Raw genomic sequence first — 12032 nt, forward strand, 5'->3', positions numbered from 1 at the left:
ATTTTAACTCCTAAGTCAGCATCTCAAGTTTAATAATCAACAATCCCTGTTGCGCATCGATGATAACTGGCTGACCTAGTAAAGCCGAAAGCTTCCAGCCAGCGTCCTTTAATGGTCAGTTGCGGTCTGGGGTTGGGTTGCCCGCCGTTGGGGCTGTAACCGACCGTTAAGCTGCGCTTTGGACGTGGTTTTATCGTTCTGGTTTTAGTACTGGTAGTTTTTAGCGTAGAATGTGCCTTAGCCATAGTTAACTCCAGATAAAAACGCTGCCGTTAGAAAGCAGATGAAAGCAACATTTGAAGCAGCTAAAGAAACTAACCGCACTGTTTACTATCATTTTGAAGGTCAACCAGCTACATCAGTAATTAATAAACTTAATGAATATAGTAATCGTTACGGAATAAAAGTTGTTATTGATACTAAACCTCTTAACCCAAAAAAATAATAAGGTAATTAAATGGTTGAATATTACGGTTGGATATCTATAAGTGATTCCACATATGAAAGTGATGATAAAGCACTCTCTTTAGTACTCGAAAAATTACATGTATTTATTAATGAATATAAAATAAATGATTCATTAGGGATTTTAAAATTACATCAGGTAAATGGAGTAACTCAGTTATTAGTTAGTGGATGCAGAAATCATTTTTCTCAGGAATTAATTGATATTTTTAGGCTCTATGAGTATGTAGCTAAGATAGCAGTTGGTTCTTATGGACTACTATATATTAGAAATGACGAGTCGGAATATGCTTTTAATGAATTTGAGGTTTTTGTCTTAGCTAGAGGTGAAATTAAAAAAGAAAAAGATCTGTTCTTATCGCCTTGTATACCAGTGATTGAGGATGATGAGGAATAGAATTAATCCCCCCACTTAACCTGTGGGGGATCTTATTTTGACGCCTAAGTCAGCATCTCAAGTTTAATAATCAACAGCCTCTGCTGCGCATCAATGATGACTGGCTGACCGGTAGTAAAGCCGAAGGCTTCCAGCCAGCGCCCCTTTATGGTCAGTTGCGGTCTGGGGTTGGGTTGCCCGCCGTTGGGGCTGTAACCGACCGTTAAGCTGCGCCTTGGCTGTGGTTTTACCGTTCGGGTTTTAGTAATGGTAGTTTTTAGCGTAGAATGTGCCTTAGCCATAGTTAACCCCTTTGAATTTAGTCCGTTGGCACAAATTAATGGTCGGGGACGAGGGGGTGAGATTTACTACTACTTTAATGACCAACTGGGGACACCGCAGGAGTAAGTAACCGCTCAGGGGGAGATTGTATGGAGTGCGGTGTATAAGTCTTATGGTAACTTAGCGATTGATTATCAAACGGTACCCCAACCGCTGCGACTACCGGGACAATATTTTGATGAAGAATCGTGATTACATTATAATCGCCACCGTTACTATGACCCACACTGTGCACGTTACATTAGTCAAGACCCGGTTGGTTTGGTGGGGGGTGAAAATGCCTATAGTTACGTGGCTAATCCAATCTCTCGGATAGATCCTTTAGGGTTGAATGAAGTCTGTCCGGGAACGGAAGCTGGAAAGGGGACGAGTGGGAATAATCTCTCTCATTTAACAGTAGAGCAGCAACAATTAATCAAAAATGCTGAAAATGGATTTATTCTAATCTTTTCTAAAGATTACTTCCCTGATACAGATCTTTGTTTAGAATGGCAAAGATCTGATAATGCTGGCAATTGGTATTACTCTAAAGAATTTGATACGGAAGGTTGGCTTTGTCCTGCTATATTTAAGTATTTTACTGATGCTCCTAAAAACTTGTATATCAAAGTTAAAGATATTTAATTGAAAAAATATGATACTACTAATATTAATCATCATTTTAATATATATTATTCTCTTGATGAAAATTTCATTATTAAATAAATTGGTTAGTTCTTTTATCTCAAACTATCAAAAAGAGCCTATGCAGACGAGTAATAATATTTTCTCTTTCTGTGGTGATAAGAATTATGAGGGCAATAAGTCTATCATTGCGAGCAATAACACAAAACGCTCGGGTATAAATAATCACAATACCAGCCATAAGATAGATTTACTCCGATTCATCGTTCACAAGCAAAGTACTTCAATTATCCAAATATAATCCATGTGAAATTGTTTAACCTTTTTCCAGTAAATGTAATGCTGGGAAGGGGGACGACTAACTTATGAGCCAGCAATGGAAAGATAATAACGGCATTTCCTGACAGTGCACCTGTTCCGCCAAATTACAAACCAATAAGTAAGTAAAAAATAAAAAAGGATCAAATAATTATGTTAGTTAATTATTATATAAAAGAATTAAGTAATTCAATAAAAGATAGGCTAGATCCTGAGTTAGTAGATTATGCTTTAGATTACATTAATCATTCAGAAAATGTTTTAGCTTTTGAAACATTATGTGATCATATTGCAGATTTTGATGTGAAAATTAGTGAAGATGAATATCAAAAAGTACTTCATATTGTTGATTTATTAGGTTTGGATTTAGATAATCGATATTTATATATAAACCCCAATAAATAACTTGTTAAATCCCCGGTCTAACTCTGATCGGGGATCCTATTTTTATAAGTTCCTAGATCTGCATAGCAAGTTCAATAATTAATTTATTGCGCTCAACTTTAATCACCACCGCCTGCCTGACATAAAAGCCTATCTGCTTCAGCCAGCGCTCCTTATATGGTCAGTTGCAGTCTAGGGTTGGGGCTGCCCAGATTAGGCGTGTAACCCACGAGGTAAAACTGCTCAGTAATGGGTTGTGTGGGCGCTTTGCATGTGGTTGATGTTACAGCAGATCCTAATGATGTAATTAATTCAATAAAGGATAAGATTAAATGAAAATAAAAGAGCAAGATGGAACAATTATTGATATTTTTTCAATTTATTGGTTTGATGATGAAACTTATTTTTATGGGCTTCCAAGAGGTTATGGTGGATTGATTGCATATAAGTCAAATGAAATTTCGATTATTGAGTCTGATATAAGTTTTAACTCTATATATTTTGAAAATAATGCAAAAAGTATTCACCACTGGGCTTTGATTAAAGAAGCTTTACTAGATGATCTGATAGAAAGAGACGAGAATGCCTATAACCGTTTCCTTGAAATCATAAAATCAGAAGGTTTAGTCGAGCCCGATTTCTATTAAAAAGATCCCCACCCCAAACCAACGCCCCTTAATGGTCAGCTGCGGTCTGGGGTTGCTGAACACGCCGTTCGGCGTGTAACCCACGGTATAAAACCACTCAGTAATGGGGTGTGTGGGTGCTTTGCGTGTGATTGATTTTAGCTTAGAATGTGTCCTAGCCATAGTTAACTCCTCGATAAGGCGTTTATCCGTTTATATTCCAACGACAATATCGTACAACAGCGGTGGAAGTAAGCTCAGTATTTGGTTATGGGTGGAGTCATTCATTGCAACATCAATTTGTTTTTAATGACAATGACCATACCATTACCTAGTCAGACCATGAAAACCTTGTCACTCAATTACCGATGCCGGATAAGGAAATCGCCGCATAGGTTAATCATATGGACGAAGCCACCGTATGGTTAATCGCAGCTTGGTTGGGCAAGTCGTGATGGTTCACATTTAAACGTATCTTTAGATGGAAAAATAACGCATAAATAGTTGAGATTACGATGATAGATAAAATTGATTTTTATTCAGAAGTTGAAGTTCTTCCTACTACCAAGCATAAACAATATTCTGGGAGGAAAGGTGTAGTTATGGGGGTTAGTGAGGAAGATGATATTTTGTATGGGTATGCAGTGTTATTGCATGATAAAGATATAATAGATTGTTTTGATAAAGAAGATCTTATTCCTACAGGTAAAAAATTCAAACGAGAAGATTTTTACTGAGTTAGCACACGATCCCCGCTTATTCAGAGGGGAACTTATTTATTGCTGGTTACGTGGCTAACCCAATCACTCGGATAGACCCTTTAGGGTTAAATGAAGTCTGTCCGGGAACGGAAGCTGGAAAAGGGACGACTAACCTACAACAGTTAGCCAAAACTGAAATGGATAGTTTAGCGACGCTGTATAACAATAAAAATCTTCACACTAAAGATTTTACCATTTCGGTAAATGGTAAAACATTAGTAACGGATAAAGATAAAAGTGTTAGTGCAGGAGCGCCTGTATTTAAAAGTTCATCTGAAACCGATGTTATGACTTATGTTATGACTTACTTTAAATTTCTTTCTGGTATTGATACTATGCCAACAGCAAAAATTATTTCTGGGAAAGGGACAGTATATTCTGTCAAGGTCACTGAAGGCCCTAATGCTGGTAGCAGCGTAACATTGAGAGACTTTTCAACTTCTGCATCTCATTCTGCATCTCAAAATAAGGCCAGGTGGACAATCGATATTCAACGACCTGATATAAATAAAGGACGCTCTGTGGACATGAAATTTCAATGATAAATTATGAAAAAATATATAATGAAGTATTAAAATACTCTTATGGTTATTCGTTGGGTAATATATGGCAAAGCGTTGATGTTAGCATGAAAGATATGAATGAACCCTACGAAATCAGAAAGGATATTTTTTTTAAAATATTAGAAAAATTAATGAAAGAAGAGCATGTCAAATTAGCATCAAATGGGCATTTTCTTCAAGGAACTATAGGACAACAACTCCAATCAATTAAGGACACATGGCCTCCTTATCCTTCTGAGGATGAACTGGATGATCTTGATGATATCGGTTTATGGTTTCTAGCCAAATGTCCCGCCGGATTAGTATGGTTTCCCCCAGATGGTCAGGAGATCTGGACGTAAATTTTAAAAACTTCCCGGATTATGGTGGGGAGTTTTTTTAATACATTCTAGCGTTGCCCCTCAATTCTGATAATTAACAGCCCCTGTTGCGCATTGATGATGACTGGCTGACCGGTAGTAAAGCCGAAGGCTTCCAGCCAGAATCCTTTAATGGTCAGTTGTGGTCTGGGGTTGGGTTGCCCGCCATTAGTGCTGTAATCGACCGTTAAGCTGCGCTTTGGACGTGGTTTTACTGTTCTGGTTTTAGTAATGGTAATTTTTAGCTTAGGATGTGCCTGAGCCATAGTTAACTCCAGGTAAGTTAGTTATGGATATTTTCGAGCGTTTATCGGAGATTGATGATGGGTAATGGCCTTTGGTGTGGCAATATGATAAATGTGGTCGTATTACGCAGGAGCATCAAGGATTTATAGGTGTTATTAAAGAGCCGAAGATGAGAACAAATAGTCTTCGTCAAGCAAAACAAAACTCAACTGGGTATAAAAGATTATTATGAAAAAAATATATTTATTGAAAACAACATTCAGTGATAGTTGCTTCTTTATTCAAGATTGTCCAGAAGAAGAGGAAGGCATTAAGGGAAGGGCGATGGATCAACGCTGGAAACCATTTGGTGACGACTATCAGCCCATTAAACTTGAATTAGTACGAAATGATTTTGGTAAGAAGAATTATCGGTTTGATTTTAGTAGTGCTTTAAATCCATTTTTAGTGTTTAGTGAATCGGCATTAACGGCACTGGCAGATATTTTAGAGCCGCGCGGGCAACTATTACCGGTTATCACGGAGAGTAAACGTAAAAAATTCTATGGCTATTATCCTACCAACCCGTTATCTGGTTGTTTTGACAAGGAAAAATCAATCTATGATGAATGGCCAAATGGTTTAATAATCAGAAAACTATTTTTAATTGCCCAAAATATTACCGATGCGTATTTATTCTCGATTGAAGAAGATATCGGCTTTGTCTTTGTAACAGATAAATTTAGACAACGCGTTGAAGACGCTAACTTATTGGGGTTTGATTTTTCTATTGAAATATCAATATCATAAATAAAACAATCGAAAATTACCAACACGCTCCCGTTCCCAATGATATTATAATCGATACCATTACTATAACCCACACTGTGCACGGTACATTAGTCAAGACCCTGTTGGTTTAGCGGGGGTGAAAATGCCTATAGTTACGTAGCTAATCCAATTTTTCGGATAGACCCATTGGGGTTGGATGAAGTTTGCCCGGGAACGGAAACTGGAAAGGGGACTACAGGTGCGACACAAGCGGGAAGAGAAGCGATTGGAGTGCCTGCAACTCAATCTAAAAATCCGTTAAATCCAGTACAGCAATATGATGTTCACGGAAATGAGATTGTTTATCGGACTATGTCTCCTGAGCAATTTAAGCAATTTGAAAGAACAGGTATTATGCCAGCAACGACAGAAACCTCAGTTTCGCCAGTTCTAAACTACTCGTCAAAATATGATGGTATAACAGTAAAAATTATAGTTAAACCTGATACATTCTCCGAGCTTGAAAAAATAGGGATTGCAGCGAATGAAGCTGCAGCAAAACAACTGCCGAGTATGTCAACTCAAACAGGAAAATGTATGGATACCAATACCCGTTTTAAAGTTGAAGGTGGCAAATGACGACCCAACTTGGGCAAGGTAAAGGAATGGAAATTTTTAATAAAAATATTGTCCATTTTGAAAAAGTGCAATAAAAGGAAAGAATTATGCTATTAAAGTTAGAAAATACAAAAGTGCCTATGAAATTGGTATATCTTCTTTCTGAAGAGTTACAAGCTAATCCAGAACAGATCACTTTAACTCAAGCTCTCACACTGGATCATTCAAGACCTAATATGGGTCTTAAAGGTACTAATGGTCTTTTTGGCTCCCAAGAATGGTGGAATAGTATTGAGAAAAATAAAATGCCTTTACTATTTATTTCAGGAATTATAACTAGAACCTATATCGCGGGACAAGATCCATCATTGATAGATAACAGCTTCAGTTTATTATTAGATGATGGATCAGTATTTGAAGAAGGTATTTATAATTATATAAAAGAAGATGATAAAAAGCTTTTTAGAGTCGGAGCCAAAGTTAATATTATTTATGCTCGTGATGAGTTGAAAAGAAGTGGGGCTAATGGAGAAAAGATCTATTTAGATATAGTGCTAGAAATGGCAGTTTCATTAGCGCCTGTTGAATAAGCATTAATCCCCGCTTTAACCAACGGGGATCTTTTATTGCTTTTTAGAGCTGCATCGCAAGTTTAATAATTAACTTGTTGCGCTCAATTTTCACCACGACAGCCTGCCCGGCATAAAAGCCGAACTGCTCAAGCCAGCGCCCTTTAATGGTGATCTGTGGTCTTGGGTTGGGGTAGCAAAAGCCACTGGGGACGTAACCGATGGTATAAAAACGCTCGGTAATGGGTGGGGTAGGCTCTTTGCCTGCGGTTGATTTTAGCTTAGAATGTGCCTTAGCCATAGTTTACTCTAGGTAAGTTAGTTATGGATGGTTTCGGGCGTTTATCGGAGATTGATGATGGGCAATCATTATCAAGGTGAGAATGTCAGTCAAATTGACTTAAACGGACAAACACTCTCTAGCCATCAATGGGAGCACGGACAAGAAATCCGTCGCCATATGGGACGTTTTGGTGAGTTGACCTGTCGTCATCAATTTGACGAGCGCGGACGATTACATCAACAAACTCTACAACTTCATCAAACCTTAAGTAAACCGATTGAACGCCGTTATGATTATAATGTTGTTCGGGAAAAGTTACTGGATATAAAAATGTAAAAAGGAAAACAACTTATGACATTAACATATTATCTGAAACAAAAGTTACAAATATGTCAAATAAAGCAGCCCAGCAAGCAGAAAGCTATTTTAAACAGAATCCAAATAATAGGCAGTATTCTGTCAAAGTTGATGGTTACTGGTTCCAAGTAACTCGAGATGCTAAAACAGGTAAAATTAATAATGCATTTCTTACTATGCCACCAAGAGGTACAAAATGAAGGATGAACAATTAAGTTGGTTGATACAAAATCAAGATTACTTATATCAAAATGAAGGAAGAGACTTATATGATATAATTTATTCAACTTTATCGAATGATAAAATGAGTTATATTTCATTCGTAAAAATGGCTAGTGAAGGAGATGGTTTTTCTCCTTCAGAAGGAACAGGCTATTCATTAGATAAAGATTGGGATGATCCTAGCGAATTTGTAGAAGTTATTTTTTTTCTTGGGGAATATGAGAGTTCTACAATTACCCCTCAGCACTTCATCAAACTCATGCAAGTGATTTCAGATAGTTATGTTGAAGCATATCCCAAGGATAAAGCAACAGTAGAACATTATATGTCGAGGCTAAGAGAACGTTATTCGTAAGCAATGAAGCCAACTCCCAGCCTAAAAGTTGGGAGTTCAACTCAATCAGAACGATTCTGAAAACATAAGGAAATCATATGATATTGCTAACATTAGTTACCCTTTTGATAAGCCTTATGTGCGTAACAAAAGCTCCTGTAGTGAATATATTAATAACCTACTACGAATTAAACTATCTGAAAACGCTCATACTGGGGGGCAGTGATATTTTTGCTGCCAATAATGGTGTGCTCCATGAGGGCGGTTCCTTAACCTCGGTGGGTGGCAACATAAAGGGTGTGGGTGCCAGTTGTCATATTGTTTACCGCAGCATAGCTCTATCCCAGTTCATCGACCATAAGCAAAGTAACCACAGTATCACCGCATAGGTAGGCTTAACCGTTTTTCAGCAAATTGAATGTCGGAAAGGGGACGACAAGCCAAGTAATCAAAGCAGATGCTGCGACCCAAGCTGATGCAGCAAAATATTTTGGACAACAACGCCAATATTGGGCTAATGAGCCAGTCCAATTTAGTGGCAAGAAAGTGTATCAACGTAATGATTTATTTGATCCGAAGTATATTAATCCTAAATCAGGAAAAACGAATCTACAGCTTATGGAACAAGGAAGAGCTCCAATTAGTCATGATGGTAAATCGGTTAATTTACATCATATGACTCAAAAACAAAGTGGTCCGATTGCTGAAGTGACTCAGACTTTCCATAAAGATAATCATAGTGTTATACATGTTAATGATAACTCCATTCCATCAGGAATAAACAGAAACCAGTTTAATAAATGGCGCTGATTATTGGAAAGCTAGAGCTAATGACTTTAAATAAGAGAGGATACTAATGAATAAATTGGATAAAGTTATTAATCAGTTAAAAGAGTTATCAAATGGAGAGGTAATAAATGTCCCTCTTCCTGATGATAACTTGCTTGATGATTATGAAAAAAATATTAATTTCAGCTTTTCAACTGAATATAGAAAGCTTCTCAAAGAAGCCAGCAATATTTTCTACGGTACAATAGAATTATTACTAGTAACAAGAGATAAAAAATATCCATCTGAATTATCGACAGTGCTTAATGAAGCTAGGGAGCAAGGTCTACCAGAAGACTGGTTACCAATATGTGAAGATAATGGAAGTTATTATTGTTTAACACCAAATGATACAGTACGATATTGGACGTTAGATGGCTATAGTAATGATACTTGGGAAGATCTTTCAGATTGGGTTGAACAAGTATGGATTAATGAAAATTAAATATCGCAAACAAGCCCAAAATAAATATGAAGTCTGGAATTTTTTATTCTGACAGGTTGATCAATTTTGAAAACCTAAGATCCCAATTTTGAACTGTGATCTTATTTTCACTTTCTAGTCTTGCCCCTCAATCCTGTGATAATCAACAGCCCCTGCTGCGCATCAATGATGATGGGCTGACCGGTAGTAAAGCCAAAGGCTTCCAGCCAGCGGCCTTTAATGGTCAGTTGCGGTCTGGGGTGAATTGCCTCCGTTGGAGCTCTAACCGACCGTTATGCAGTGCTTCAGTGGTGGTTTTACCGTTTGGATTTTAGTAACGGTGATTTTTAGGGTAGAATGTGCCTTAGTCATAGTTAACTCTTATATGCATAATTCTCGCAAACTATGACCAGTTCATTTATATCCTAATTTCAATAAGATGGTATAGACTCCTCAATTATTTTTACAAATAAACCTCAATAAACTAAATTAGTGGACAAAACGTGGGGCACGTTAGACTTTTGATATAAAAGGGAATCCTCAAATGATGAGGCTAGTGAAGGGTCTTAAGAATAGAGAATTAAAATTTAGGTAATATAAAAATTATCTTTATTAACTTTATCATCTAACTTAGGTATAAAACTGAAAAGGAAATAAAAAGTGCTTTTGAAAATTCAAAACCAGATCCTAATAATGAAGAAATGTGGATAGGAAAGTCTTCAAGTGGAGTAACAATGGAAGGATATTACAAAAAACCTAATGGTACTGGCGCAACTGCGTGGCCAATTTATAATAAAGGTAAATAATGTATGAAAAATAGAAAAATATATTTATATTGGATAGATTTTTATGATGGATTCTGTCCATCAGGAATGTTGCCTGAGGAAAATATTCGATATACACCTAAACAAGGTTACGGTGTATGTGAGATTGCATGTTTTCTATTTGATGAAATCCAATACTCAGTTAACTCAGTCAATATCTGGATTAATAATCTAACCGATTTAGCGAATAGTCGAGCACCAGATGGCATGTTTGGTGTTGGTAATGCTCATTGGGTATTAATTACCGGCGATTATGTATTTATTGGTACTGAATATGTTGAAGAGCAACAGGTGATACTTACTAGGGAACAGCTTTTATATATTTTGGAACAATATAAAGCCTTTTTAGAAGGGAACTATGAAGATCCTAATAATCCACCCGCTCCGATAGATGTAGAGTTTATTGCTGAGGGGCAAGAGGCGGTTGATCTCTATAATAGTTTAGAAGGAAGTCATCAAGTTTTCTATCTTGAATAACGAGGATGAGCAGACCAGATAAAACATTGTCACTAGCTTAAAAGAGTTAGGAGAGCAGGTTAAAGAGCTCGAGCGCACTATTCATAAAGATGCCGGTAAAAACTCAAAGGTAGTTATTATAAAGTATCAACTACAACACAAGATACTGTAAAGGTTGTCGATTCAAATACATACAAGCCAAGTGCAGGAGAGAAAGCGACAATTATTAATAAACCAAAGGGGTAGAAAATGAATAAGATTAAATGGATAACTCAGGCGATAGCGCAGCCTTGCGAAGTACAGAAAAGTTTATTTCCTGATTTTGTGAACGTTGCGGACGAGCTGGCTGTTGAGTGGGAAATGGCTTTAGATGAATTAAACGATCCTTTGGTCGCATCTTCTTTCACGTCTAAGCAAAAATTGGCAATTAAACAGTTAGATGATTATATGTTATCTATAAGTGGAGCACCTAACATCCAATACTGGAACAACGATGCGCTTTGTCAATGTACTGAGTGGCAGAATATGAGAGAGATGGCTATGGCAATATTACTCATCATGGAATGGGAAATTACCGTACCGGCAAAACCTGTTGTTCTATATATCAATCACACTTAAATATAATATCCTAGGTATAGCAATCCCCGCCTTAACTCGCGGTGATCTTGTTTTACTTCTTAGCTCAGCTCCTCAATCCTAATAATCAATTCCCCCGGCTGCGCATCAATGATGACGGGCTGACCGATGATAAAGCCAATATTTACCCGTCAGCGACCTTTAACCGACCGTTATGCAGTGCTTCAGCGGTGGTTTTACCGTTCGGATTTTAGTAACGGTAATTTTTAGTGTAGAATGTGCCTTAGTCATAGTTAACTCTTATATGCATAATTCTCGCAAACTATGACCAGTTCATTTATATCCTAATTTCAATAAGATGGTATAGACTCCTCAATTATTTTTACAAATAAACCTCAATAAACTAAATTAGTGGACAAAATGTGGGGCACGTTAGACTTTTGATATAAAAGGGAATCCTCAAATGATGGGGCTAGTGAAGGGTCTTAAGAATAGAGAATTAAAATTTAGGTAATATAAAAATTATCTTTATTAACTTTATCATCTAACTTAGGTATAAAACTGAAATGGAAATAAAAAGTGCGTTACTAGAGAACAGCTTTTATATATTCTGGAACAATATAAAGCCTTTTTAGAAGGGAACTATGGAGATCCTAATAATCCACCTGCTCCGATAGATGTAGAGTTTATTGCCGAGGGGCAAGAGGCGGTTGATCTCTATAATAGT

Annotated in this window: 21 protein-coding genes and 5 pseudogenes; 20 read left to right on the forward strand and 6 right to left on the reverse strand. The window is 37.0% G+C overall.

All coding sequences use genetic code 11. The annotated features are described in order from the left end of the window. Window positions 1-29: 29 nt before the first annotated feature. Window positions 30-245, reverse strand: a complete 216-nt coding sequence (locus tag AC5LXI_RS05190) for a SymE family type I addiction module toxin (RefSeq protein WP_493443824.1) — start codon at window positions 243-245, stop codon at window positions 30-32. A 29-nt stretch (window positions 246-274) separates the two neighbouring features. Between AC5LXI_RS05190 and AC5LXI_RS05195 the strand changes: the two are divergent. Both AC5LXI_RS05195 and AC5LXI_RS05200 read left to right on the forward strand, forming a co-directional pair. Further along, window positions 275-445 (forward strand): annotated as a pseudogene (locus AC5LXI_RS05195) (restriction endonuclease fold toxin); the annotation flags it as partial. Window positions 446-457: 12 nt separating this feature from the next. Continuing rightward, window positions 458-862 carry an Imm7 family immunity protein gene (locus AC5LXI_RS05200; protein ID WP_110444308.1) on the forward strand — a complete coding sequence of 135 codons (405 nt, stop codon included), beginning with the start codon at window positions 458-460 and terminating at the stop codon, window positions 860-862. Window positions 863-906: 44 nt separating this feature from the next. Here AC5LXI_RS05200 and AC5LXI_RS05205 read toward each other — a convergent pair whose 3' ends face one another. Both AC5LXI_RS05205 and AC5LXI_RS05210 read right to left on the reverse strand, forming a co-directional pair. Further along, window positions 907-1143: a SymE family type I addiction module toxin gene (locus AC5LXI_RS05205; protein ID WP_493443825.1), complete on the reverse strand. Its 237-nt coding sequence runs from the start codon at window positions 1141-1143 to the stop codon at window positions 907-909. A gap of 74 nt (window positions 1144-1217) precedes the next feature. Next, window positions 1218-1409 (reverse strand): hypothetical protein, encoded by a 192-nt coding sequence (locus tag AC5LXI_RS05210; protein WP_493443826.1) that lies wholly within the window; start codon window positions 1407-1409, stop codon window positions 1218-1220. A 14-nt stretch (window positions 1410-1423) separates the two neighbouring features. Here AC5LXI_RS05210 and AC5LXI_RS05215 point away from each other — a divergent pair, with 14 nt between their 5' ends. The 8 genes and pseudogenes from AC5LXI_RS05215 (at window position 1424) to AC5LXI_RS05250 (ending at window position 4800) form a co-directional block, all read left to right on the forward strand. After that, window positions 1424-1807, forward strand: coding sequence for a DUF6717 family protein (locus AC5LXI_RS05215; RefSeq protein ID WP_493444259.1), 384 nt, complete (start codon window positions 1424-1426; stop codon window positions 1805-1807). A gap of 471 nt (window positions 1808-2278) precedes the next feature. Beyond that, complete coding sequence (locus AC5LXI_RS05220; RefSeq protein ID WP_493443827.1) at window positions 2279-2530, forward strand: MafI family immunity protein; 252 nt, start codon at window positions 2279-2281, stop codon at window positions 2528-2530. Window positions 2531-2841: 311 nt separating this feature from the next. Further along, on the forward strand, window positions 2842-3156 hold the full coding sequence (locus tag AC5LXI_RS05225) for a hypothetical protein (RefSeq protein WP_493443828.1): 315 nt from the start codon (window positions 2842-2844) through the stop codon (window positions 3154-3156). A 191-nt stretch (window positions 3157-3347) separates the two neighbouring features. Then, window positions 3348-3470: pseudogene (locus AC5LXI_RS05230) on the forward strand (DUF6531 domain-containing protein); the annotation flags it as partial. Between the two features lie 97 nt (window positions 3471-3567). Then, window positions 3568-3639, forward strand: a pseudogene (locus AC5LXI_RS05235) (polymorphic toxin type 17 domain-containing protein); the annotation flags it as partial. Window positions 3640-3650: 11 nt separating this feature from the next. Continuing rightward, entirely contained in the window at window positions 3651-3872 is a 222-nt protein-coding gene (locus AC5LXI_RS05240; RefSeq protein ID WP_493443829.1) for an Imm31 family immunity protein, read from the forward strand. A 53-nt stretch (window positions 3873-3925) separates the two neighbouring features. After that, complete coding sequence (locus AC5LXI_RS05245; RefSeq protein ID WP_493443830.1) at window positions 3926-4438, forward strand: hypothetical protein; 513 nt, start codon at window positions 3926-3928, stop codon at window positions 4436-4438. A gap of 53 nt (window positions 4439-4491) precedes the next feature. Further along, the gene (locus AC5LXI_RS05250) at window positions 4492-4800 is read left to right on the forward strand and encodes a DUF596 domain-containing protein (RefSeq protein WP_493443831.1); all 309 of its coding nucleotides are present in this window, start codon (window positions 4492-4494) and stop codon (window positions 4798-4800) included. 47 nt (window positions 4801-4847) lie between these two features. Here the strand turns inward: AC5LXI_RS05250 and AC5LXI_RS05255 are convergent, their stop codons facing one another. Further along, entirely contained in the window at window positions 4848-5084 is a 237-nt protein-coding gene (locus AC5LXI_RS05255) for a SymE family type I addiction module toxin (protein ID WP_493443832.1), read from the reverse strand. 208 nt (window positions 5085-5292) lie between these two features. Here AC5LXI_RS05255 and AC5LXI_RS05260 point away from each other — a divergent pair, with 208 nt between their 5' ends. The 3 genes and pseudogenes from AC5LXI_RS05260 to AC5LXI_RS05270 all read left to right on the forward strand — a co-directional run bounded on the left by AC5LXI_RS05260 (window position 5293) and on the right by AC5LXI_RS05270 (window position 7022). Beyond that, window positions 5293-5853 carry a hypothetical protein gene (locus tag AC5LXI_RS05260; RefSeq protein WP_493443833.1) on the forward strand — a complete coding sequence of 187 codons (561 nt, stop codon included), beginning with the start codon at window positions 5293-5295 and terminating at the stop codon, window positions 5851-5853. A 333-nt stretch (window positions 5854-6186) separates the two neighbouring features. Then, window positions 6187-6527: pseudogene (locus tag AC5LXI_RS05265) on the forward strand (hypothetical protein). 12 nt (window positions 6528-6539) lie between these two features. After that, complete coding sequence (locus tag AC5LXI_RS05270; protein ID WP_493443834.1) at window positions 6540-7022, forward strand: immunity protein RhsI2 family protein; 483 nt, start codon at window positions 6540-6542, stop codon at window positions 7020-7022. Between the two features lie 43 nt (window positions 7023-7065). On the opposite strand, the gene AC5LXI_RS05275 is transcribed toward AC5LXI_RS05270, so the two are convergent. Continuing rightward, window positions 7066-7302: a SymE family type I addiction module toxin gene (locus AC5LXI_RS05275; RefSeq protein WP_493443835.1), complete on the reverse strand. Its 237-nt coding sequence runs from the start codon at window positions 7300-7302 to the stop codon at window positions 7066-7068. Between the two features lie 54 nt (window positions 7303-7356). Here AC5LXI_RS05275 and AC5LXI_RS05280 point away from each other — a divergent pair, with 54 nt between their 5' ends. The 5 genes from AC5LXI_RS05280 to AC5LXI_RS05300 all read left to right on the forward strand — a co-directional run bounded on the left by AC5LXI_RS05280 (window position 7357) and on the right by AC5LXI_RS05300 (window position 9470). Beyond that, window positions 7357-7620 (forward strand): hypothetical protein, encoded by a 264-nt coding sequence (locus AC5LXI_RS05280; RefSeq protein WP_493443836.1) that lies wholly within the window; start codon window positions 7357-7359, stop codon window positions 7618-7620. Window positions 7621-7673: 53 nt separating this feature from the next. After that, window positions 7674-7841 (forward strand): hypothetical protein, encoded by a 168-nt coding sequence (locus tag AC5LXI_RS05285; protein ID WP_493443837.1) that lies wholly within the window; start codon window positions 7674-7676, stop codon window positions 7839-7841. After that, entirely contained in the window at window positions 7838-8218 is a 381-nt protein-coding gene (cdiI, locus tag AC5LXI_RS05290; RefSeq protein WP_493443838.1) for a ribonuclease toxin immunity protein CdiI, read from the forward strand. Before AC5LXI_RS05285 ends, cdiI begins: the two co-directional genes overlap by 4 nt. 393 nt (window positions 8219-8611) lie before the next feature. Next, window positions 8612-9007: an HNH/ENDO VII family nuclease gene (locus AC5LXI_RS05295; protein ID WP_493443839.1), complete on the forward strand. Its 396-nt coding sequence runs from the start codon at window positions 8612-8614 to the stop codon at window positions 9005-9007. Window positions 9008-9053: 46 nt separating this feature from the next. Next, complete coding sequence (locus AC5LXI_RS05300; RefSeq protein WP_078474261.1) at window positions 9054-9470, forward strand: SMI1/KNR4 family protein; 417 nt, start codon at window positions 9054-9056, stop codon at window positions 9468-9470. A gap of 107 nt (window positions 9471-9577) precedes the next feature. Here the strand turns inward: AC5LXI_RS05300 and AC5LXI_RS05305 are convergent. Continuing rightward, a pseudogene (locus AC5LXI_RS05305) lies at window positions 9578-9712 on the reverse strand (SymE family type I addiction module toxin); the annotation flags it as partial. Between the two features lie 546 nt (window positions 9713-10258). Between AC5LXI_RS05305 and AC5LXI_RS05310 the strand changes: the two are divergent. After that, a complete protein-coding gene (locus AC5LXI_RS05310) occupies window positions 10259-10750 on the forward strand; it encodes a hypothetical protein (protein WP_493443840.1) in 492 nt (163 codons plus the stop codon). A gap of 228 nt (window positions 10751-10978) precedes the next feature. Beyond that, entirely contained in the window at window positions 10979-11347 is a 369-nt protein-coding gene (locus tag AC5LXI_RS05315) for a hypothetical protein (protein WP_493443841.1), read from the forward strand. Window positions 11348-12032 lie beyond the last annotated feature (685 nt).

This window comes from Gilliamella sp. LMG 34361 (genome assembly GCF_984569075.1).

Coding starts and splice junctions, on each gene's coding strand:
- AC5LXI_RS05190 (WP_493443824.1), bottom strand. CDS start 245: ATGGCTAAGGCACATTCTACGCTAAAAACTACCAGTACTAAAACCAGA.
- AC5LXI_RS05200 (WP_110444308.1), top strand. CDS start 458: ATGGTTGAATATTACGGTTGGATATCTATAAGTGATTCCACATATGAA.
- AC5LXI_RS05205 (WP_493443825.1), bottom strand. CDS start 1,143: ATGGCTAAGGCACATTCTACGCTAAAAACTACCATTACTAAAACCCGA.
- AC5LXI_RS05220 (WP_493443827.1), top strand. CDS start 2,279: ATGTTAGTTAATTATTATATAAAAGAATTAAGTAATTCAATAAAAGAT.
- AC5LXI_RS05225 (WP_493443828.1), top strand. CDS start 2,842: ATGAAAATAAAAGAGCAAGATGGAACAATTATTGATATTTTTTCAATT.
- AC5LXI_RS05240 (WP_493443829.1), top strand. CDS start 3,651: ATGATAGATAAAATTGATTTTTATTCAGAAGTTGAAGTTCTTCCTACT.
- AC5LXI_RS05255 (WP_493443832.1), bottom strand. CDS start 5,084: ATGGCTCAGGCACATCCTAAGCTAAAAATTACCATTACTAAAACCAGA.
- AC5LXI_RS05260 (WP_493443833.1), top strand. CDS start 5,293: ATGAAAAAAATATATTTATTGAAAACAACATTCAGTGATAGTTGCTTC.
- AC5LXI_RS05270 (WP_493443834.1), top strand. CDS start 6,540: ATGCTATTAAAGTTAGAAAATACAAAAGTGCCTATGAAATTGGTATAT.
- AC5LXI_RS05275 (WP_493443835.1), bottom strand. CDS start 7,302: ATGGCTAAGGCACATTCTAAGCTAAAATCAACCGCAGGCAAAGAGCCT.
- AC5LXI_RS05280 (WP_493443836.1), top strand. CDS start 7,357: ATGATGGGCAATCATTATCAAGGTGAGAATGTCAGTCAAATTGACTTA.
- AC5LXI_RS05285 (WP_493443837.1), top strand. CDS start 7,674: ATGTCAAATAAAGCAGCCCAGCAAGCAGAAAGCTATTTTAAACAGAAT.
- cdiI (WP_493443838.1), top strand. CDS start 7,838: ATGAAGGATGAACAATTAAGTTGGTTGATACAAAATCAAGATTACTTA.
- AC5LXI_RS05300 (WP_078474261.1), top strand. CDS start 9,054: ATGAATAAATTGGATAAAGTTATTAATCAGTTAAAAGAGTTATCAAAT.
- AC5LXI_RS05310 (WP_493443840.1), top strand. CDS start 10,259: ATGAAAAATAGAAAAATATATTTATATTGGATAGATTTTTATGATGGA.
- AC5LXI_RS05315 (WP_493443841.1), top strand. CDS start 10,979: ATGAATAAGATTAAATGGATAACTCAGGCGATAGCGCAGCCTTGCGAA.